Origin of the sequence: Paraburkholderia phosphatilytica (assembly GCF_003443895.1) — a bacterium.
GTDB classification, from domain to species: Bacteria; Pseudomonadota; Gammaproteobacteria; order Burkholderiales; family Burkholderiaceae; genus Paraburkholderia; species Paraburkholderia phosphatilytica.
Window position 1 is genome coordinate 248,429 of the sequence record NZ_QQOA01000001.1, and the last position, 21,043, is coordinate 269,471.

Genomic DNA, 21,043 nt, shown 5'->3' on the forward strand with positions numbered 1-21,043 from the left:
CGCCGCATTCGATAACGGATAGACGAATATCATGAGCGATTCCACTCACGCTGACGGCCGCGTCGCCGTCGTCACCGGTGCCGCCGGTGGTCTCGGAGAAGCGTTCGCATTGCGCCTTGCCGCAAGCGGGCATCGCGTGGTGCTGACCGACCGCGCACCGTGCGACGCGCTGGCCGCGCGCATTCAATCCGAAGGCGGCCAGGCCGACGCGATCGGCTGCGATCTCGCCGATCCTGCGGACGTGCAGCGCTTCGCCGCGGCCGTGCTCGAACGGACCGGCAAGGTCGACGTGCTCGTCAACAACGCCGCGTTCATGCCAATGGCGCCGCTCGCGTCCGTCACCGCCGAACTGTGGCGGCAGATCATGACGGTCAACGTCGATGCAGCGTTCCTGCTCGCGCAGGCGTTTTCGGCGGGCATGATCGAGCGCGGCTGGGGACGTGTGATCAATCTCGCGTCCAGCACCGTGTGGGGACCGCCGCCGGGCATGGCCGCGTATGCGTGCAGCAAGATGGCGGTGATCGGCCTGACGCGCGCGCTCGCCGCGGAACTGGGCGCGCACGGCATCACCGTCAACGCGATTTCGCCTGGGCTCACGCGCCATCCGGGCAGCGCCGCGAATCTGCCTGCCGCGGCATTCGAAGCCGTGCGCGTGCGGCAGTTCATTCCGCGCACGGAAGTGCCGGACGATCTCGCCGGCGTGCTCGCGTTCCTCGCTTCCGATGATGCGAGATTCGTAACGGGCCAGGTGCTGAACGTGGATGGCGGAGGGTTCGGGTTCTAGCGGGGTCGCTCCGCCTTTTCGCAGACGAGAAACCGCCGAAGCTACGCATCGGGCGGAATCGCATGTGCCGATACGCTGGCAGAATGGCAGGCATGACTCCGACCCTGCCCGCCGACACCCCGCGTCCCATCATGCAAGCCGCCACCGCGAAGAGCGGCATGCTGCCGGTGATCGACATCACGCATCCGAGCTTCGCATTGCCCGACGATGACGAAGCCATCGCAGCGCTCTTCGCCGAGTACGAAGCGAGCGAACGCCGTCAGGAGAAGCTGCCGGCGTTCGTCACGCGCTGCATGTACAAGCTCGCGGCGCGGCGCGCGCCGCTGCTGCGTTCGCTGCTCAACGCGGACGCCGGCTTTCTGGATGGCCTCAGCACGTACGTGTTGAAGCTCGGGCCGGACAACCTGCCGCCGCTGTTCAACAACGATATCGACCGCAAGGTGGCCGCGTCGCCGCACGCGGTCGCCGTACGGTTGCGGCTGCAGCAGATCGCCAGGCTTATGGCGCACGCGCTGCAAGCCGAACTCGACGCCGCGCCCAACGTGCCCTTGCGTCTGATCAACATCGGCGGAGGCTCCGCGATCGATAGCCTGAACGCGCTGCTGCTGCTGCGGCGTTCGGCATCGGCGTCTTTGGCAACGCGCAGCGTCACGATCACCGTGCTCGACAGGGATCAGGACGGCCCGCGCTTCGGTGCGAACGCGTTGAAAGCGCTTAGCTCGAACGACGGTCCGCTTGCGGGATTGAACGTGCAACTGGTGCACGAAGCGTACGACTGGAACGTGACCGATCGCCTCGAAGCCGTCGTGCGCGATGCGAAAGCGTCGGGCGGTATCGTGGCCGCTTCGACGGAAGGCGCGCTCTTCGAGTACGGCACGGACGATGCGGTGGTCGCCAACCTCGCCGCGCTTCGTCGCGCTGCAGGCGCGAAGATTGCGATCGCCGGGTCCGTTACGCGCGACGACGCTACGCGACGCCGGTCGATTGCCACGACGGGATTCAAGCTGATGCCGCGCAGTCTCGAAGCATTTGCAACACTGGCTGCGCGTGCGGGGTTCGCGGTGGAACGCGTCGAACGTACGCCCGTGAGCAATCAGGTGCTGCTGCGCGCGGACTGATCGAGCACGGCGTCCGCATCCACGCCAAGCTGTTCTCTGAAGCTCGCCCATCCCTTCGGCGTGACGTCGACCGAGCGCGAGGTTTTCGAGCGCCGCAGCCAGCCGTCCGAGCACAGCGCGCTCAGGAACTGCCGACCAAGCGGGCCCGCCAGATGATGCTGGCGCTCGGTCCAGTCGAGGCATTGCCGCGCAAGACCGCGCCGGCTCGACTTGATCGACGCGACGTCCAGGCCGACCGACCCGAACCATTCAACGCCTGCCGGCGTGACCTGAAACTGCTTGTCGGCGGCGGCAATCAGGAAGCCGCGCTGCTGCAACGCCTGCGTGACAGCGACACCCACGCGACCCGCCAGATGGTCGTAGCAGCAACGCGCGAATTGCAGCCGCTTCGCGTCGGGACTGAGCGGCTTGCGCCGCACCGCTGTGGCCGGGCCGATCGCGGCGAGGTTTTCCAAAGCAGCGGCCACCTGCGGATCGGCGAGCCGGTAGTAGCGGTGCCGTCCTTCCGTTTCGACTGCCAGCAGCCCGCCCGAAAGCAGCTTGCCGAGATGCGAGCTGGCCGTCTGAGCGGTGACGCCGGCGGCGTACGCGAGTTCGCCCGCGGGGCGCGCGCGGCCATCCGCCAGCAGCATCAGCATCGAGGCGCGCGCCGGGTCCGCGATCAGCGACGCGGCGGCAGAGACGTTCGGTTGCGTGTTCATGATGCGGCTCCATCCGGAATCTGGACATACGAAACCACGATAGCACGCGAATCTGTCGTGATGTTTCGATGGTGATCGAAACATCTGTGTGTTTAACGCGCCTAGAATCTAAGCGACAATGCGGCTCTCGCCGCTGCCGGAGCCGATCGTGACAACGCAAACGCCGAACACCGATGCCGAGATTCTCCATATCTATGACCGCTGGCACGAGAGCGTCGTGAAGCGCGATCTGGATGGCGTGGTGGCGCTATATGACGAGCACGCGGTGCTCGAGTCGCCGCTGGTGATGATCGTCTCCGCCGACAGGCAGGACGGCAGGCTGCGCGGCAAGGACCGCATCGCGGCGTTCTTCGAGCAAGGCTTCCGCAGCCCGGAGAACGGACTCGGCCGCTGGTATCGGACCGGAACGTTCTTTTCCAACGGACGGCTGCTCACCTGGGAATATCCGCGCGAGACGCCGGAAGGCGATCAGGTCGATCTCGTCGAAGTGATGGACGTGGAGCGCGGGCTCATCGTCCATCATCGCGTTTACTGGGGGTGGGTGGGGGTCAAGGCGTTGCTGGCGGTGGGACGCTAAGCCCCGGTCGTCACGACGCTCCACACGAAGACCGCATTGTTGAGCGCGTGCAACACCATTGGCATCGCGAGCCCTTTGGTCTTCTTCGCGAGCCAGCCCGCGGCGAGCCCCATCATGAACAGATAGAAGTAGCGTCTGGGGTCTTGATGCATCGCCGAGAATAGCGCCGCCTGCACGATGTTCGCCCACCCGAAGCTGATGTGACGCGTGAGTCCGCCTAGCAGACAGCCGCGGAACACCAGCTCTTCGATGATCGGCACGAATACGCACGTTACCGCGACCGCAAGCGGAACGCCGCCGATCGCGATCGCCCCATGCGTCAGACTGACCGCCCAGGCCACCGGCGCGGTGCCTTGCGGCTCGACATGATGGTTCGCGAGACAGGTGAGCAGGTTGACGCAAAACGGCGCGAGCGACACGAGGACCCACGAAAACTTCACTCTCTCGCTGCCAATCCATTCGTCCCAGCTGAGCAGACGAGCGACCGCCAATAGACCGATCGCGCAAAAAAGCAGCGTCCAGAGATATGAGATCGCGATGCGGGTCGACGCGTCGATGCGCGTCACGCCGCTGCCGGTCATCGAGACCACCGCGGTGCCTTGACGAAGCATCGTGATGAAGTAGAGCCCCATGAAGAGAACGGCCAATGCGTACCACGCGTGCCTCAAGCCAATCCGTTCGAACAGCGGCGTGGACTCCTTGCCGATGCGCTGCCGGACCGTACCGCGATAGTGCGCGGGAAACAGCAGCACCCCGGGAGCCGCCGCGTAAAGTGCCAGCAGCGTAAGCAGCGAGCCCGCGAGCGGCAACAGATCGAGCCGCACAGCGACGGCCGGATCGAGGTTGATCAGATGCGCGTAGGCCGACGCGAGCGGCGCGCCGTTTCGCGTCTTCTGAAACTGCTCGAGAATGACGTCGGCCGCAGCCTTGGCGTTGCCCGCGTCGAACGCGACGTCGAGGCGGAGCTGCTGGTTCTGCGGACTCTCGAACTTGCGCTGTGCCTTATCCGCGGCCAGCGCCGCCTGCGCGCCGGCTGAATCGCCCGCACGCTGCAATACCCGCGCGACGGTATAGGCATCGATCTTGATCCCGGCGTGTTGCGCACGATGCAGTTCGTCGCTGGCGGCCGTGCCCGGCAGCACCGCGACCGCCGTGGTGATGCGCGTGGTCTCCTGCCATAGCAGCTTCGGAAGCGGCGCTGCTCTTAGAAGCTTGACCGCATCCTGCGCGCGGCCGGTTTGCGCGAGGTAGCGCATCGCGTCGTTCAGACGTTCGTTGCCGGGATCGAGCTGAACCGCCAGCACCGCTTCCTGACCGGAACGCGTGGTGTTTTTCACGCCCAGATAAGCGCGCGACAAAGTCGCATGCAGATGCGCGCGTTGCGCGACGCTCCAGTTCTGCGAGCGCGCGACGAGCGGCTCGCCGTACGCCACCGCCTCCGCGCCGAAGTGACGGTCGAGCATATAAAGCGCGACGTCGGCATCATCGGGGAACTGCTTGCCTAGCGCCGTGCTGCATGCGTCGAGGTCTTTTCCGGCCACGTCGCTCCAGCTTAAATCCTCTGACCATGCGAAAGTCGAGATGAACCTGCATTGTGCAAGCGCTAGCGATGCGTCCTTGGGGTGATCGTGCTGCGCGCGGCGGTATTGATCGAGCACCTGCTGGTAGTCGCTTTTTTCCTGGTTGACGACGCGCTCCGCCGCTTGATCCGGCTTGTGCATGTCGTCGATCGACAGGGCAGGCGCGTTCGACGCGATTGCCTTCGATGGCAATGCGGTTGCGATCGCGCTCGTCGCGATGAGCAGAGTGATGAGGAATCGGGTGAACATGGAAGTCCGCGCCTTTGCCGGATGCGAAAACCGCATACCAGGTTGAAACTGGACGCGGCCTTCTTCTGACTTTTTGAGTGGCTGGTGAACGTGGCGTTATTGCATGCCTGACGATTCGTAGTTGACGTCGCTGACCACACCGTCCTGACCGACCGTCACGATCAGCTGACGCTTCGCGAACTTCAGGTTGAACGCCGAGCCGCTGGTGGTCTGATACGCATAGATCAGCGCCTGAGCCTGCTTGTCCTTGATCATCGGATAGATCGCGTAACCCGCCGGCCGGCCGAGCAGCCCGATCACCTGGTCGCGCGTGGTCTTGCCCTTGACGATCTGGTCGCGCTTCGATGCGTCGAAGTTACTGGCGTCGTCCTTGAACGTCGAGACGAATTGCGTCGAAACCAGCGTGCCCTTCCAGAACGAGAGGTCCATCGAACGACCCGGCACGACGCCGGTTTCGACCGGAGTGCCAGTCGTGGATGCGTAGGCGTACAAGAGTACGGTCACCTTTTCGTCATTCTTGATGACATCGCTTTCGCGGTACGGCTTGCCGAATTTTTCGCGCACTTCGGTGAGGGTCGTCTTGCCGTCTTGCAGCGCGCTGTCGTCTGGTCGCACGAAGTTGCTGCCCGCGCAGGCGGTGAGCGCGGCGATCAGGGAGGTCGCGAGGACCAGCTTGGATAGGTTTTTCATTTTAGAACCCCGGAATGGAAATGCTGTTTTTTGAACGACTTCAAGCCGAGGATGCTTAGCCCTCGGCTCTTGATAACCTCTCTACCGCAACTTCACCGATAAACGGCACATGCCTATGCGGCCGTGCTTAATTTCGTGACGATCTATAGGACTACGAGCCACAGAACGGGCCGCTCTCCGTCATTGCGCGCGTCCATGTGTGGTGCTCGGTCTTCACCGGAACGGGTGGATTGAGCGAGGCGTTGTCGGTACCCAGGTCCGTCACGTCGATGTGACACTGGCCATCGGTAATCGCGAGCGATGCGGCGTAATGGTGATCGGCAGCAGGCGTGAACGTCACCGTATCGACGCAATAGCGTACAACCAGAAGCATGTTCTTCGAATACGTCATCGAGAACGACAACGGCGCCCCTGGGGCTATCCGGCGCGAGAGTTCCCGTTTTCCATCCATCACTGGCAGAAGATGTCGGTCGGTGCATTCCGCGGCGCCGCTATAGATAGCGGCCTGCGCTGTGAAGTCGCCCGCAGTGCGTAACGTCAGCGTCGCTGCATTCGTCTGGGTGGGTTCCTGATAACCGGTCGCGCAACCAGTAACCGCGATCGCGTATGTCAACAGCGCAACGACTTGAGATGGTTTCATTTGTTGTTCGAAGTAGTGCGCGGTCTTCGATCCTGCTCGTTGTCGCGCGGGAAATTGATGACGTACCTGATTTATGTATACGGTCGCGTTTCGCGAATCTTGAGGCTGAGGTTGTGTTGATTGTCCATCGGAGACAATCGTCACTCTGGCGCATCCCATCTCTTCCGCAACGAAGGATTCGTCAAGACGTGATAAAGCCAGCTGCTCTTCGATGTCGCCGGCACCTCAAGCGCTATCGACTATCGTGTTTCTGCGATGATCGGTGCCGATCTGAAGGCTTATCGGGGAGATCGATTCATTGCTCGTGCTTCCTTGACCAGCTGGTAGGTGATTCCACCGAATACGAGCACGAACAGGAGCAGCGATATGAGAAGAGGCTTCAGGCTAGCCGGATGGGAAATAGCATGAGTGCCACGGGATCCATTGGCCATGAATCCGACGACTTTGTTGTTTTCGGCTACTCAATGTCAAGCGTATGACCGCCTTTGGCGAAGTCGGCTCTTATATCGTCCAAAATGAGTTGCTTCCCTGCCGGAAAGATCCGGATGGCATGGTCTGGTGGGTCCCAGAAATTGATGGTGTCCGAGTAGACGACAAAGCCTAGCTTGTCATTCCCCGGGAAGAACATCTCCCCACCGACCGTAGCAATTCGGCTTCCGATTTTTACTTTGATATGGCCGCGCGATACATCAAGGATCATTGCTTGCCTCGCGTAAAGATAATCTTGCTTTCCCCTGTTGCAGGGTCGATTGTAGTGATTTGCGTGACGTTGGGATTGCTCATCAGCGCGGGCTCGCGCTGCGTGAGATCACGCTGACTGGCACCGCGCCGCTCATCATTCGAAGGCCACGATGCAGCAGTTTGCGATCCTCTACGAGGATCGCTTCACACGACCCAACAGCTAACCCGCTACCACACCATAGACCTGAGCGATGCGCGCCCGGCGCAAGGTCAATTGCTTCGGCTCCTACTGGTGCGTTTTCGCTCAGCGTTGAATTCCGTTCGCCATCGTGGCTTGGCACAGACACCTCAGCCAACGGACAGTAGTTGGCGATTCCGCCAGCTTTAGCATTCCAATCTTTCCTTACACTCAGCGTCCGACGAACTCCGGCCGCTTCACATGAGGCATGTCGTCATATGCCTTCAAAATTGTTTGCAGTGGCGTCAACGTGTCGTTGAAATCCCGGTAGACAATCTTTAGCCAAGTTGCCCCGCGTGTAAACTGTCCGGCGCCAAACCACTTCGTTTCCAGATTGGCCCCCAGCATCCTTCGTCCTGCCTGAAACAACTCATCACGGGAAAAATGACTCCGCGTGTAGTGCAGGCACAGCGCGTACGCGAACTCCCGAGGCTTGAGCGTCTTCGATATGATTGGCGGTTCTTTGCCGAGCCAGTGCTCGTACATCTGAATACCACGTTCGTACCTTTCTAAACCATCCGGAGAGCAGTCATCGGCTGCCTGAAACGCAAAGGCCATGTAGTCATCGAGGCCTTCCTCAATGATCTCATTCATCGGCCACGGGCGCTGCTCATTGCGCCAAGTCGCCTCTTCGAATTCGCGAGCCTTGTCCCAGGAACTCTCTGCGTTCCACCCAGTTTCAAGCCATTCACCAACACCTCTAGCCCAATGCAACGTCCTACGATGGAAGTTTTTATCGACACCGAAGTCCTCATCTTCTTTGATGGCTCTATCCAGCCACTCGTTCGATCGATGGATAACGGGAAAAACATCCTCGTGAAGACCAACCAACCAGGCTCCAATGACCTCACCTATCTGGCTTTGAGCCACATTTCCCATAGGGCGCTTCGAATCATATTGGGTGTTCAACAGAAATTTTAATAACGCACCATCGCGACGCAGCTTGCTTTCTCTCGTCTTTTCGGGGTCAAATTTCATTTCTTCCTCAGCATGGTTTTCCTCCGCAGAACCTTATTTGCATCGAGTTTTTCGCACCGCCCGATCCTACCGTGTTAGTCGTAAAATTGCCGTCCTGCAGGTTCTGAAGTGCACGATTAATCGTGGACTGCGGCAAATTCGAATCCTCAATTGCACCCACTGCTTGATTAATAGCGTTGTCTAGGGCATTTGAACTGGGTGTAAACGTTGGAGATGATTGCACCACCTGATTGCTGCTCCGAAACTTGCTATCCCAGAGCGTAACATTGCCGCTTGAGTCCACGGATACGACGTCAGCCCCGTGCGTACCCACCGCGTCCCCATACGCCACCACTGTCTGCCCAGGTAGAACTGCGACCTGGTTGGCCAAGTTCAATTCCGCAACGTATCCGTTGAGCTGGGAGTTGGCGATATTGGCGTTGCTCGAGTTCAAAATTGTCGGCTTATAGCCCAGCCCTGCCAAAGGGTCAGGTAGCGCGGGATTGAGCGCAACTCCGTTGGAGACGCGAAGCGCCGCCGCGCTATCTGCGGCCGAAGACACGCCAGCATATGCTGACGCACCTGTTCCCACAGGCATACCGTTCAACCCTGCATAGACCTCACCTGCCAGTATGGAGACTTCGTTTACACAAAGGACAGCGTTCGCGGCACATGCAGCAACAATCTCCGGACCGATCAGTGTTCCAACGAGCGCTCCGCCAACCACGGGAGCGGCTGTGCTCATATTCCCTAGCGCCTGATCCGCGTTTGCGGCCTGCGCAGTCACCAGCGTCTGAATCATCTGGTCGCTACACGGCGGATTCGGTGGACCGCAAACCTTTGAAACCAAGCCACCGAAAGGCTTCAAAGCGGTGTCGTGAACTTGCTCCGAGTTGTTCGTTGCTTCGTTCTCGGCTGCCGTCTCCCCCGCCATCGCATTCTGGCCTAGCAGTCCAGCGGCCGTGCCCCCCGAAAGCATGGCGATCGCAGTGATCGCTGCACGATCAGCGTCTGTGAGGTTCGCTGCACCACCAGCCTGATCGACGAGGTACGGGGAGATCAATGCGCTAGCCGCGCCGCCGATCGCACCACCTGCACAGCCGGTTCCCAACGCCGCGCTTGCCGCGCAGCCGAGCGCGCCGTGTAGACCGACATAGGCCAACTCTCCACCGACTGAACCTAGATCGTTCGAAAGCGTCTGTTGCGCATCCCCAATCTCATACGCCCCCGCAGCAGAACCCTCCTGCACCAGCGAATTCTTGAGCGCATCAGCAAAGCTCCCGCCCTCGACCGCCGTCTGCACACCCGCATCGATTCCCGCTTCGCCCAGCATCGCCAGAGCGCGTGTTTCAAGAGTCGAGGCCGTCGAAGCCGTGGCCTGATCGACCGTAGTACCAATGCCCGGATTCACCCCCGCAAGACTCGCCAGCGTGCTGGTTCCCTGATCAGCCATCACCGGCAGCGTCGTGAAATCCAGTCCTGTGGTGTTGTTATATGTGATGCCGTTGGTCAACCCCGCCGTAATCGCCTCGGTCGCCGCGCCCTCGAACGCGCTCGCCCAGTTCAGGCTCCCCGTCATCGTGAGCTGCGACGCAATGCTCGAGGTGAACCCGGCAGCGGCGGCGGACAGCACCACATTGCCCAGACCCGCCGAAATTGCCGGCATGGCGACGCCTTCTGCCGTCGTCGTTGCCGCCGTCGCGCCGGCGAAGGTTCCGCCTTCCGCACCCGCCGCGAGGCCAATCGCTTCGCTCGCTGCACCCGCCGTCATGACCGCGACGACCACCGCAAACGCAAGCCCAACAATCTGCGCCGCGCCAAACCCACCTTGCGCCGTAAAGCTGCTATGCAGATCGTCGCTCACCGAGGTCTGCGTAAAGTCGCTGCCCAGCTGCTGTTGCAGCGACGCCAGCAGTTGCTGCGTGCCCGCCTGATCCACCGACCCATCGCTGCCAAGCTGCTGCAGTGCGCCGCCAATCTGCTGCAGCGTCTGCACGTTCAGATTCATGTTTTCCGCACTCATGAATCCGCCCGGCTGCACTTCCGTGCCGGTCGTGTCTTCGTATCCCGTCTCGTTGAGGTACTGCCACAACTGGCCGACGTTGACCTGGTTCGCCTGGTTGGTCAGCGTATTGGTGTTCACCGTCAGCGTGCTGGACGCCGTGATGTTGCCGGTGTTGAGCACGCTGCCCGAGCTGTCCTGGTTGAAGTTCAGCGTGACGTTCTGCCCGACGATGTTGCCGCCCGCCGACAGCGCGCTCGTGTTTTGCGGCAGATACACCTGCGGCATCAGCGCTGTGATCGTCGGGCACGTCACCACACCGGTCGACTGGCACGTCGGATCGGGTACGGTCTGTTCCACGTACCACAGCATCGGCTGCGTGAGCGCGTTGATCTGCGTCTGCGTCAATGCCGTGCCGAGCTGCAGGTTGTTCTGCTCCGCATAGGTCAGCGCGTTGCTGTACAGGATCGCCTTTTCCTGATCGGTGACCGAGAGACCGTTCGTACTGTCGTACGACAGGCCGTTGACGAAGCTCGACTGGCCGGTCTGCTGCAACGCCGCCTGCTGCAGCGCGATGTCTTCCGCCTGCGGGCTGTAGTAGAACAACGTCGAGCTGGGTTGCAGGCTGGACGGCAGTGCGCTCAGCAACTGTTGCGGTCCGAGCACCGTGCTCTGCGAACCGATGAGCGATCCTTCGACATACGACGCCTGTCCCGCAACGGTCTGCGCTGCTGCGGCGGAACCGATCGATCCCGGCACGGACAGCGTCAGGCCAGGCAGGCTGAGCGGACTGAGCGAGATCACCTGCGACGGCGCGTTCACGCGCGGCGTGTAGGTGTTCGCCGTCGTGATGCCGTTGATCAGACTGCGCCCGGTGAGCGTCACCGACGTGCCTAGCACATTGCCCACGTTCAGGATCTGTCCGCCCGACGAGATCGACAGGTTGGGTGCCTGGATCGTCGCGGCGATGTTGCCCACCGGCGTCGGGGGGTCGATCGTGCCGCCTACATTCGTGTACGCGCTTCCGTACAGTTCCGTGCACTGGGCGGCCGAGCCGCACGCCCAGATGTTGTGACGCACGTCGCTGCTGAAGTCTCCCGTTTCCTGCACCCACTCCGAGTGCCAGTAGGCGTTCAACGCCTGCGCCTCGTTCACGACCGGGCCGGTTACGTTGATCGTCGCACTTGTTCCGGCGGAGATCAGGCTGCCGATGTTGGTCAGACTGCCTGCGTTGATCTGCAGCCCGTTGCCGGCAGAGATGATGGACGACGAGCCTGACTGCTGGTCGACGTAGGCTTCGCAGAAACTTTCCTTGTAGCCGCCGGCCGTCATACAGCCCGAATACGCTTCGTCTGTTCCGTAGTTCTGGTGGACGGTCACGGGAGACGGCAGCGTGTTCGTGATCGCGCCCGAGACATCCAGCGTGATGTTGTTGCCCGCGATGATGTTGCCGGACGTGTTGGTCAGGCTTTGTGCCGGCGTCGTCGAAGTCGCGGTGGTTCCCACACCGCCGATCACGATGTCGTGTCCGGCGATCAGGCTGCCATCGGTGTTCGAAATCTGTCCCGCAGCGATGACCAGGTCATGGCCCGCATAGACCGTTGCGCTTTGCTCCGCATAGGAGAACGTCGTCGTGTTCGGACTGTTGCCACGGTATCCAATCGAATTCGAACACTCCGTCCCGCTCACTCCCGTGGCGCAACCCGGCTGGGTCGACGTGGTCGAGTTGTATTGACCTTGATTGCTGAATGACTGCGTCCCGCTGGCGTTGAAGTCGTTCCCGGCGTAGAGCAAGCCGCCGTTGACGATATTGCCGCCGGATATCGTCATGTTGCGGCCAGCGATGATCTGGCCTTGCGTGCCGAAACTCGTGACCGTGCTGGTCGCGGCCGGCGGCGCGCTCGCCGACGGATTGACCGTGACATACGATTCGGGAATCACGGTGCCGGAAATGCCGGCGCCGTCCGTTCCATAGATACCGATGGTGCCCAACGCATTCAGCTGTGCCATGAAGGCGTTCAGCTGACCCTGATCGACGACGTCGACCACCGTCTCCGTGGAATTGCCAAGTGGCGCATTGTTGAGGGACTGCAGGTTCAGGTTGACGTCCAACCCGGCGGATATGGTGCTACCCGCGTTCGACAGCAACCCCGTCGTGATGTTGACGCTACCGCCCGCGGAGATCACGCCCGGCGAAAGCGCGCCTGGCGTCGTCGTCGTCCGGTCGATGCCCGGCAGCGCGATCGTTTCGATCTGACCTCCGCCGCTCGTATTTCCGACCTCGATGTTCTGGCAATCGGACGACCCATAGCAAGGGTTGTAGGCGCCGATCTCGACCTGGATGTCATTGCTCGATAGATTGGGCTCGAGCGTGTTGACCGTCGCGTTCGTGGTGTCTGTGTAGTAGATGCAGTCACCGTGCGTCGATCCGGAGCAGCCTGCCGAAGTCAGCGTGCCGATGACAATGCCCGTCACAAGGCTTGAATCGGCCGATGCGCCAACCAGCTGGGTCTGCGTCTGACTGGCTGCCTGGAAGGCGTCGTTGATGACAGCGCCTGCGTTGATGTTGACGTTGCCCGCAGCGGTGATCGACCCAGCGGAGTTGTAGATCGTCCCGCCTGTGTTGAGCGTAATGGTGCCGCCCGCCTGAGTCGTACCGTACTGATTGTCGTAGTTCCCGCCGCCGCTAAAGGTCAGGTTGCCCGAGCTTTCCACAGTTCCGCGATTCATCACGCTGCCCGACAGGTTGAGCGCGCTCGCAGCGTTGATCACCGCTCCGGAACCGTTGGACACAGCGCCATTGAGCGCGAGCGTTCCGCCGCTCACCACCTGACCATTGTTATTGATCGCGCCGTTGCTGGAAATAGTCAGCGACCCGGTCGAATTGAGCACGCCCGAATTCGAGAATCCGTTCAACGCCTCGATCGCGACGTTGCCTGCAGTCAGGTTCCAGTTGCTTGACAGCGACATCGACCCGACAGTCAGCGACAACGTGTTGCCGGCGCTGATCGTGCCTTGAGTCGAGCCGTCGAACGACATGTTGACTGCCGAAAGCGACGCGTTCTGAATGGCGAGCAGTTCGCCGCCGCCGTTGCTAAACGCCCCGTTGCCGCCATTGATCCTCAACGACAGGTTGCCGACTCCACTGCCATTCACATCCCCCGCAAACAACAACCCATTCTGATTATTCAACGACCCCACGTTGACGTTGAGCGCATTGACGCCCATCAGCGAACCGCCGACGTTCGTCAACCCGCCGCTGACCGTCACGTTGGTCGTCGCACCATTCACGAGCCCCGAGTTAGTAAAGCTTGAAGCATTGATCGTAGTCGTCGCCGTCGAAGCAAGCGAAGCATTCGCCGCGTTCGTCATGTTCGGCGCGGTCACGGTCAGATTGCCGCCCGACAGCACGCTGCTCGCGTTATAAAACCCGTTCTGCGACGTGAGCGTCGCCGCCCCCACCACATCCACCGCGCTGCCCACCAGCGACAATTGATTCGTCGCGCTAGCCGTCAACGCACCGCCAACAATCGCATCGCCCACCGTCACGTTCGCACCCGACAGCGACATGTTCTGCGTCGACACGAGCGAAGCGCTGCCGGCATCGAGCGTCCCCGTCGCGCTCACCGTGACATTCTTCGAGCCGCCTTGCGAACCCGAGATCGTGACGTTGCCGCCGCTCACCGCGAACTGCCCCGCCACCGTGCTCGTGCCGCTCAGCGTGAGACTCTGGCCGGCGGTGAGCGTCGTATCGCCGTTCGACGACACGCCCGCCACGGACACATTGCCGTGCGTCCCCGTCACGTTCACGTTGCCCATCGACGACGTCGCGCCCGTCACGCTCGCCGAATTCGCCGCCTGGATCTGCACGTTGCCGCCCGACTGCAGCGCGCCGTTGAAGGTCACGCTGCCGCCCGTCGATGTCGCGCTGACGTTGCCCACCGCCGTCGTGGCGCCGAACGACATGTCGCCGCCCGACGTCGCGAGCAGTTGCCCCGCGCCCTGAATGCCGCCGAGCGTAACCGTGGTGCCCGCGTCGATCGTGATGTCCTGGCCGATCGTCAGCGCGCCTCCGCCGCCGATCGAACCGCCCGCCGTCAGCGTCGCCGCGCCGAGGCCGAGCAGCGTGCCGGTCAGCGTCATGTTGCCGGTCGACGTCAGCTTGCTCGTGCCGTTGACGAGTCCGCCCGCGAGCGACAACGCACCGCCCGCGTTTGCGACGAGATTGCCGGGCGTGGTGGTCGTGCCGCTCACCGCGAGGTTGCCGGACGTGGCGGTCAGCGACGTATCGCCGTTCGTGCTGATGTTCCCGCCGACGCTCAGGCTGCGCGCGGCCGTCGCCGTCAGTGCGCCGCCGCTCGTCACGTCGCCGCCGAGCGTGGCATCGAGCGCGGCCGATACCGTCGTCGCGCCGCCCGAAGCGAGCGCGCCCGTCACGTTGACGTTGCCGGTGCCCGCCGCACCGGTGCCGTTCGCCGTCAGCGCGACCGTGCCCGCCACCTGCGCCGATGCCGCGGACACATCGGTGCCCGCCGTCGCGTTCAGGTTGCCGTTGGTGGTGAGGTTGCCCACGCTCACCGCGCCGCTCTGCGCGGTCAGGCTCACGTCGCCGGCCGAATGCAGATCGGCTGTGGTGAGGCTGCCGGTCGCGCCGATCGCGGTCGTGCCGCCGCTGTTGATCGCGCCGCCCACGCCAACATTGCGCGCGGCCTGCAAGCTCATATTGCCGAACGCGCTCGCCGCGCCTACGAAGGTCACGTCGCCTTCGCCTGCGTTGCCGTTCGCGAGTACCGTGAGATCGCCGGTAGTAGCCTGTGCCGAACCGAGCCCCGCGTTGTTGCCGCCCGTCACCGAGACGCTGCTGCCTTGCAGCGACCCCGTCAGCGCGAGATCGTTCGAAGCACTCAGCGTCGCGGCCTGCGCGAATGCGGCCGAGCCCGCGCCGGTGATGTCGTGCGCGGCCGTCAGCGATCCACTGCCTTGTCCGGCGACAGTGCCGGTCAACTGAATATCGCCGCCCGCCTGCGCGGTGAGATTGCCGGTCGACGAGATCTGCCCGCCGAGCGTCGTGTCGCCGCCCGAGGTCACGCTGAGCGTGCCTTGCGTCGTCGCGGTGCCGTTCAGCGCGGCGTTGCCCGTGGTCGCGGTCACGTTCAGGTTGCCGACCGATTGCACGGTGCCCGTCGAGGTCACGCTGACATTGCGTTGCGCGCTGAGCGTCAGCGCGTCGCCGCTGCCCAGCGTGCCGCTCACCAGCACGTCGCGCGCGGCCGTCAGCGTGACGGCGCCGGGCGCGGTCGCGGTGCCGGTGATCGATGCATCGCCATTGCCGGCGTTGCCGTTCGCGGTCAGCGCCAGCGTGGTCAGCGAAGCGACGTCGTTCAGCGCGGCGCTATCGCCGCCGGTTGCCGTCACGCTGTTCGCGCTGAGCGAGCCGGTCAGCGCAATGTCGCGCTGCGCGGTCAGCGTCGCCGCGTTCGTGAAGGCCTGCGTGCCTGGCCCGGTGATGTCGCGGCCCGCGGTGACGCTGCCATTGCCGCCGCCGACGAGCGTGCCGTTCAGGATCGCATCGCGCCCCGCGTTCAGCGTGACATCGCCGACCGCGCTGGTGCTCGCGCCGAGCGACAGGTCGAGACCGGTCGTGATGTTCAGCACGCCGCCGCTGTTGATGCCGCCGGTCGCGTTCAGGCTGCCTTGCTGCGCGGTCAGCGTCGTATCGCCGTTCGCCTCGATCGCGCCGGCCACGTTGAGGTCGGTCAGCGCGGTGACGTTCGCCGTGGTGCCCGCGGCCAGCTTGCCGGTGGGTACTACCGTCACGCTGCCGTTCGCGTTCGCGGTAATCGCGCCCGCTCCTGCGGCCGCGCCGTTCACCGTGAGATTGCCGCTGCCGCCGGTGCCCGAAGTCAGCGCGATCGTCGATGCGGACTCCACATTATTGACGGCCACGTCGCCGGCGGCGGTGATCTGCACCGTCTGCCCCTGCACGAGGCCGCCCTGCGCGATGCTGCCGCCCGCGCTCAGCGTCGCCGCCTGCGTGAAGCCGAGCGACCCCGCGCCGCCGATATTGCGCGCCGCGCTCACGAAGCCGTTGCCTTGCCCGCTCACCGAGCCCGTCACGTTGATATCGCGACCGCCCTGCAGTGTCGTATCGAGCGCGACCGTGGTCGTGCCGCCCAGATCGATGTCTGTGCCTGACGTGACGTTCAGCGCGCCGTTGCTGTTGAGCGCGCCGGTCACGTTGACGTTGCCTCCCAGCGCCGCCAGCGTCGTGTCGCTCGCCGACTGCAGCGTGCCATTCACGTTGACGTTCTGCCCCGCGTTCAGCAGCACGGTTGCGCCGCCCGCGAGTGTGCCGTTCAGCGTAACGTCGCCGCCCGTCGCGTTGAGCGCGATCGTCGAGCCTGCCGACACATCCTGGAACGTGCCGCTGCCGCCGGCCTGCGTCGTGATCGTCGCGCCGCGCAGCGATCCGGTGAGCGTCGTGTCGCTGCCGGACATGAGGCTTGCCGCGAGTCCGAACGCGAGCGCGCCGCTGCCGGCTATCGCGCCGCCTGCCTGCAGCGTGCCGTTGCCCTGGCTGACCACCGTGCCGTTCGCCGTGATGTTCTGTCCGGCGTTGAGCACGAGGTTGCCAAGCGCCTGCGTGCTGCCGCCACCGCTGCCATTCGCTTCGAGATCGATCGATTGATTCGCGCTGACGTTCAGGTCCGTGCCCGACGCAATGCTGCCAGTGCTGGTGAGCGAGCCCCCGGTGCTCGTGAGCGTCGTGCTGCCGTTCGACACGATCGAGCCCGCCACCGCGATATCGCCCGCCGCGGTGACGTTCATCGCCGCCGACGTCCCCAGCGTGCCGCTCGATGCGACGCTGACGCCGCCTGCCGCGTTCAGCGTGCTGCCGGTCTGCGAGGTCACCGAGCCGTCGATGCCGATGTTGCCGCTGCCAGTCCCGGTGCCTGTGCCGTTCGCGGTGACCGCGAGCGCAGCATTCGCCTGCACGTTGTTCAGCGTCGCCGCATTGCCGGCGGTCAGCGTGACGTTGTTGCCCTGCAGGGCGCCGGTCACGTTGACGTTGTTGCCCGCCGTCACGGTCGCGTCCTGCGCGAAGCCGCTGCTGCCGCCGAGCGTCGCGTCGTGGCCCGCGCTGAGCGTGCCAGCGCCTTGCCCAGCGAAGGTACCGCCGATGGTGAGGTCGTGGCCTGCCGTGAGCGTGGTGTCCGAAGTCGCGCTCGTCGCGCCGGTCAGCGCGACGTCCTGCGCGGCCTGCGCGGTGAGCTTGCCGCCGCTGCCGAGCGTGCCGGCCGACGTGACGCTGCCATTCGTCGCCGTCACCGACAGATCGCCGACCGATTGCACGGTACCGCCCGTCGCGACCGTCACGTTGCGCTGCGCCGCCACCGTCACCTGCGCGCCGCCGGCCAGCGTGCCGTTGACGAGCACGTCGCGCGCGGCCTGCACGCTGGTCGCGCCGACCACCGCGGCGTCGCCGTTGAACGTGACGTCGCCGCCGCCATCCAGGCCGTTCGCTACGGCGGAAAACGCGCCGCCCGCCTGCACGGCGGCCAGCGTCACGCTGTTGGCCGCACTCACCTGCAGACCGTTGGCGAGCAGCTTGCCCGTGAGCGCAACGTCCTGTCCGCTCGCGAGCGTCCCGCTCTGTCCGAACGCGATTGAACCGCTGCCCGTGAGATCGCCCTGCGCGTTCAGCGTGCCGTTCTGCTGCACGATCAGCACGCCCGGCACGTCGATGCTGCCCGCAGCGATGGTGCCGTTCGTGCCTACGAGCAGCGACCCCGCCACGCTGAACGCATTCGTCGCGCTGGCATCGAGCGTCGTACCACTCGCCAGCGACCCGGCAATCGCGAGGTCCTGCCCGGCACTCAGCGTCACCGCTTTCTGCGCGGTGGCCTGCGCGGCGATCGTCGTGCTCTGGCCCGACGTCAGCGCGAGGTTGCCGTCGCTGTTCACGTTCGCGTTCGTCGTGAGGTTGCCGGCCGTCGCGGTCAGCGCGAGGTCGCTCGAGGTCTGCAACGCCGCGTTCACGGTGACGTTACGGCCCGCGGTGGCCTGCAGCGTGCTGCCCGAGGTCTGTCCGTTCACGTCGACGTCGCGCGCGGCCTGCAGCGACGTATTGCCCACCACCACCGACGTGCCGTTCAGCGTGACGTCGCCGGTGCCGTCCTTGCCCTGCGCGGTCAGCGCGAGCGCGCCGCCGCTCTGCACGTCGCCGGTCGTCACGTTCTGACCGGCCGTCATCGTCGTGTCGGCGCTCGACTGCGTGTTCGCGACATCGATATTGCCGCCGGCGTTGATCGTGAGATTGCCGCCGGACTGAATGGAGCCGGTCGACGTGACGTCGCCATTCGCGCTGATCGCATAGCCGCCCACGCCGATATGCGTGCCGGTCATCGATACGTTGCCAGCCGCCTGCAACGTGGCCTGCTGTTGCGCGGCGCTGCCCGCCACGGTCAGGTCGCCGTTCGACGACAGCAGCAGGTTGCCGGTGTTCGCAGCGAGTTGCGCGTCGGTGCGCACGCCCATGCCCGCCGCAGTGCCGATCACCTGGATCTGGCCCGCGGTCATCGCACCGTACGCGGTGGCGTCGATCGCGAGGCCGTTGTTCGCGTTGCCGTTCGCGGCGTTGATCGCGCTCGCGGTATTGGTCGCGCCGTTGGCCGCGGTCGAATACGTGGTGCCGGTCGAATCCACCGCGCTCGGCGTGACGAACTGGCGTCCCGCGATCACGTTGATGCGCGTACCCGCGTAGAGCGGCGCGTTGATGCCGATCGTCTCGCCGATCAGGTCGATCGTGCCGACGGTGCCTTCGATGCCGGAGCCCGGCCCGTTGACGCCGCTATTGCCTTCCACCTGAATGTGGCCGCCGGTCACGTTGTAGCCGATTGCCTGCGCATTGTCGAAGCTCGTTACCGAGCCGCCGACGCTGCTCAGGAACTGCGGCACGCCGGTCGACAGCGACACGCCGATCGTATTCGTGAAGCCGGTGCCGTTCGTCGTGATTCCGTTAGGATTCGCAATGATTACGGTCGCCGGTGCGCCGAACACTTCGAGCGGGCCGTTCAGCAGACTCGCGAACGCGGATCCCGTCGACGTGACCTGGTTGACGATCACGCTCGCCGTGCGGCCCGACAGGTTCGGGTTCGCCTGCACGTTGCCGCCCGTCAGCGACGTGCCGGACATCAGGCTGTTGTTCAGGATCAGCCCGACCGGGTCGATGTTGAAACTTTGATACTGGTTGAGCGAGATGCCGGCGCTGTTCGGCGCCGTGATGTTGACGACGGGCACGCCGCCGTTCGCGCCGGTCGACTGCGTGATCTTCGGCTGGAACGTGATCGGCGCATTCGGATCGACGATCGGCGCGGCGTGCGCGAGGGTGCCCAGTTCGAGCGAGAGCCGGACGGTCGGCACGGCGAACGCGAGGCGGTTACGCAGCGTGCCGTCGTCGATACGATGGCTGCCGGCCGCGAGCACGCCGGCGGCGTCGCGACTCTGCTCGACCGTCACCGTGATCGGTCCCACGAACAGCGTCGCGGCAACGAGCGCGGACACCGCGCGCTGCCAGCCGCGGTACGCGCGCGGCGTAGCGCGCAGCACGAGCCACGACGGCACGCGTGCGCGCGCACCGCCGGTCTCGCGCGCGAGATCCAGCCGTTGCGCGAGCGCGTGCGTGCGCAGCGCGGTTGCTTCCCCGAGTTGTCGCAACCTACCCCGTGTCGACGTGTTCATATCGTGTCCGATCTTTGTTCGTGTTCGCTACGATCGTGAACTGGCCGGCCCGCCAGTCCGTACTGCATGTTTCTTGCTGCGCGGTAGCGATCGCGTCGACGCCGCTCCGCGCGTTTTTTCTTCTGCTGCTGGTGTTGGCTATTCCTGGATGTGCGCGTTGCGCATCAGATCGACCACCACCTGCGCGGTCGCCTTCTGCGCGGCGGCCTGCTCCAGCTGTTTGCGCAGCACGTCCTTGGTCTGGTCGTACTGCGGGATCTGCGTCGGGCGCTTCTGATCGACGCGCAGAATCCAGAACGAGCCGTTCACCTCGACCGGCGCGCTCGACACCGCGCCCTGCGGCAGCTTCACCAGCGCTTCGGCGAGCGGTTGCGGCCAGTTCTGCGTATTGCCGGCCTGGATCGGCGTCTTGAACGAAATCCAGTTGAGCTCGCCACCCTGCGCCGCCGACGGTCCCTGGCTGTACTGCTTCGCAAGCTGCGCGAAATCGCCGCCCTTCTTCAGCTGGTCGAGCACCTTCTGCGCGGTATCGGCGTCCTTCACCGCGATCACGCTCGGCTTGTATTCGGTGTCACCGAGGGTCGCGAGGATCTTGTCGTACTGCGCTTTCACGTCGGCATCCGTGACGGGCGCGAGCTTGATCTGGTCGCGCAGGTACGCCTGCACTTCGAGCGCGGTCTTCGCCTGGTCGAGCGCCGCCTGCACGTCGGCATGCGCGGCGTAGTGCTGCTGCTCCGCCGCCTGACGGAACAGCTCGCGCGCGATCAGCTGGTTCTTCAGCGCCGCGCGCAGCACGGGCGTATCCGGCGCGTTGGCGGCATGCACGACCTGATCGAGCTGCTCCTGCGTAATCGAGACGTTGTTGACGCGCGCGATCACGCCGGCCGGCAACGGACCCGCGGCCGGCGCGGACGCGGCCACCGGCGTGGCCGGCTTCGCGGATGGCTTGGTGCTCGCATGCGCGCCCGGCGCGAACGCGGCGCACAGCGCGGCGGCCGCGAGACCGCCTGCCAGACGCAACCGCAGCGTGGCGCGTGCGGCATCGGCGGAACGTGCGAACAGGATGGATGAAACGTTCATGGTGA

11 protein-coding genes are annotated in these 21,043 nt (G+C 64.2%); 3 read left to right on the forward strand and 8 right to left on the reverse strand.

What is annotated here, in order from left to right; genetic code table 11:
- Positions 1–31: 31 nt before the first annotated feature.
- Both DVS29_RS01040 and DVS29_RS01045 read left to right on the forward strand, forming a co-directional pair.
- On the forward strand, positions 32–784 hold the full coding sequence (locus DVS29_RS01040; protein ID WP_118178560.1) for an SDR family NAD(P)-dependent oxidoreductase: 753 nt from the start codon (positions 32–34) through the stop codon (positions 782–784).
- A 92-nt stretch (positions 785–876) separates the two neighbouring features.
- Positions 877–1,902: a hypothetical protein gene (locus tag DVS29_RS01045; RefSeq protein WP_118178561.1), complete on the forward strand. Its 1,026-nt coding sequence runs from the start codon at positions 877–879 to the stop codon at positions 1,900–1,902.
- Here the strand turns inward: DVS29_RS01045 and DVS29_RS01050 are convergent.
- On the reverse strand, positions 1,878–2,603 hold the full coding sequence (locus DVS29_RS01050) for an ArsR/SmtB family transcription factor (RefSeq protein ID WP_205962385.1): 726 nt from the start codon (positions 2,601–2,603) through the stop codon (positions 1,878–1,880). The genes DVS29_RS01045 and DVS29_RS01050 overlap by 25 nt on opposite strands.
- 118 nt (positions 2,604–2,721) lie before the next feature.
- Here DVS29_RS01050 and DVS29_RS01055 point away from each other — a divergent pair, with 118 nt between their 5' ends.
- Positions 2,722–3,180, forward strand: a complete 459-nt coding sequence (locus DVS29_RS01055; RefSeq protein ID WP_118178562.1) for a nuclear transport factor 2 family protein — start codon at positions 2,722–2,724, stop codon at positions 3,178–3,180.
- On the opposite strand, the gene DVS29_RS01060 is transcribed toward DVS29_RS01055, so the two are convergent.
- The 7 genes from DVS29_RS01060 to DVS29_RS01090 all read right to left on the reverse strand — a co-directional run bounded on the left by DVS29_RS01060 (position 3,177) and on the right by DVS29_RS01090 (position 21,038).
- Positions 3,177–5,009: a CPBP family intramembrane glutamic endopeptidase gene (locus DVS29_RS01060; RefSeq protein WP_118178563.1), complete on the reverse strand. Its 1,833-nt coding sequence runs from the start codon at positions 5,007–5,009 to the stop codon at positions 3,177–3,179. The genes DVS29_RS01055 and DVS29_RS01060 overlap by 4 nt on opposite strands.
- Positions 5,010–5,105: 96 nt before the next feature.
- Positions 5,106–5,699, reverse strand: coding sequence for a hypothetical protein (locus DVS29_RS01065; protein ID WP_118178564.1), 594 nt, complete (start codon positions 5,697–5,699; stop codon positions 5,106–5,108).
- 151 nt (positions 5,700–5,850) lie between these two features.
- Positions 5,851–6,483, reverse strand: a complete 633-nt coding sequence (locus DVS29_RS36790; RefSeq protein WP_124800580.1) for a hypothetical protein — start codon at positions 6,481–6,483, stop codon at positions 5,851–5,853.
- A gap of 313 nt (positions 6,484–6,796) precedes the next feature.
- Entirely contained in the window at positions 6,797–7,039 is a 243-nt protein-coding gene (locus tag DVS29_RS01075) for an Imm74 family immunity protein (protein ID WP_118178566.1), read from the reverse strand.
- A gap of 390 nt (positions 7,040–7,429) precedes the next feature.
- Complete coding sequence (locus tag DVS29_RS01080) at positions 7,430–8,236, reverse strand: hypothetical protein (RefSeq protein WP_118178567.1); 807 nt, start codon at positions 8,234–8,236, stop codon at positions 7,430–7,432.
- A 7-nt stretch (positions 8,237–8,243) separates the two neighbouring features.
- Entirely contained in the window at positions 8,244–19,958 is an 11,715-nt protein-coding gene (locus tag DVS29_RS01085) for a filamentous hemagglutinin N-terminal domain-containing protein (protein WP_118178568.1), read from the reverse strand.
- A gap of 138 nt (positions 19,959–20,096) precedes the next feature.
- Positions 20,097–21,038 carry a peptidylprolyl isomerase gene (locus DVS29_RS01090; RefSeq protein WP_118178569.1) on the reverse strand — a complete coding sequence of 314 codons (942 nt, stop codon included), beginning with the start codon at positions 21,036–21,038 and terminating at the stop codon, positions 20,097–20,099.
- Between the last annotated feature and the right edge of the window lie 5 nt (positions 21,039–21,043).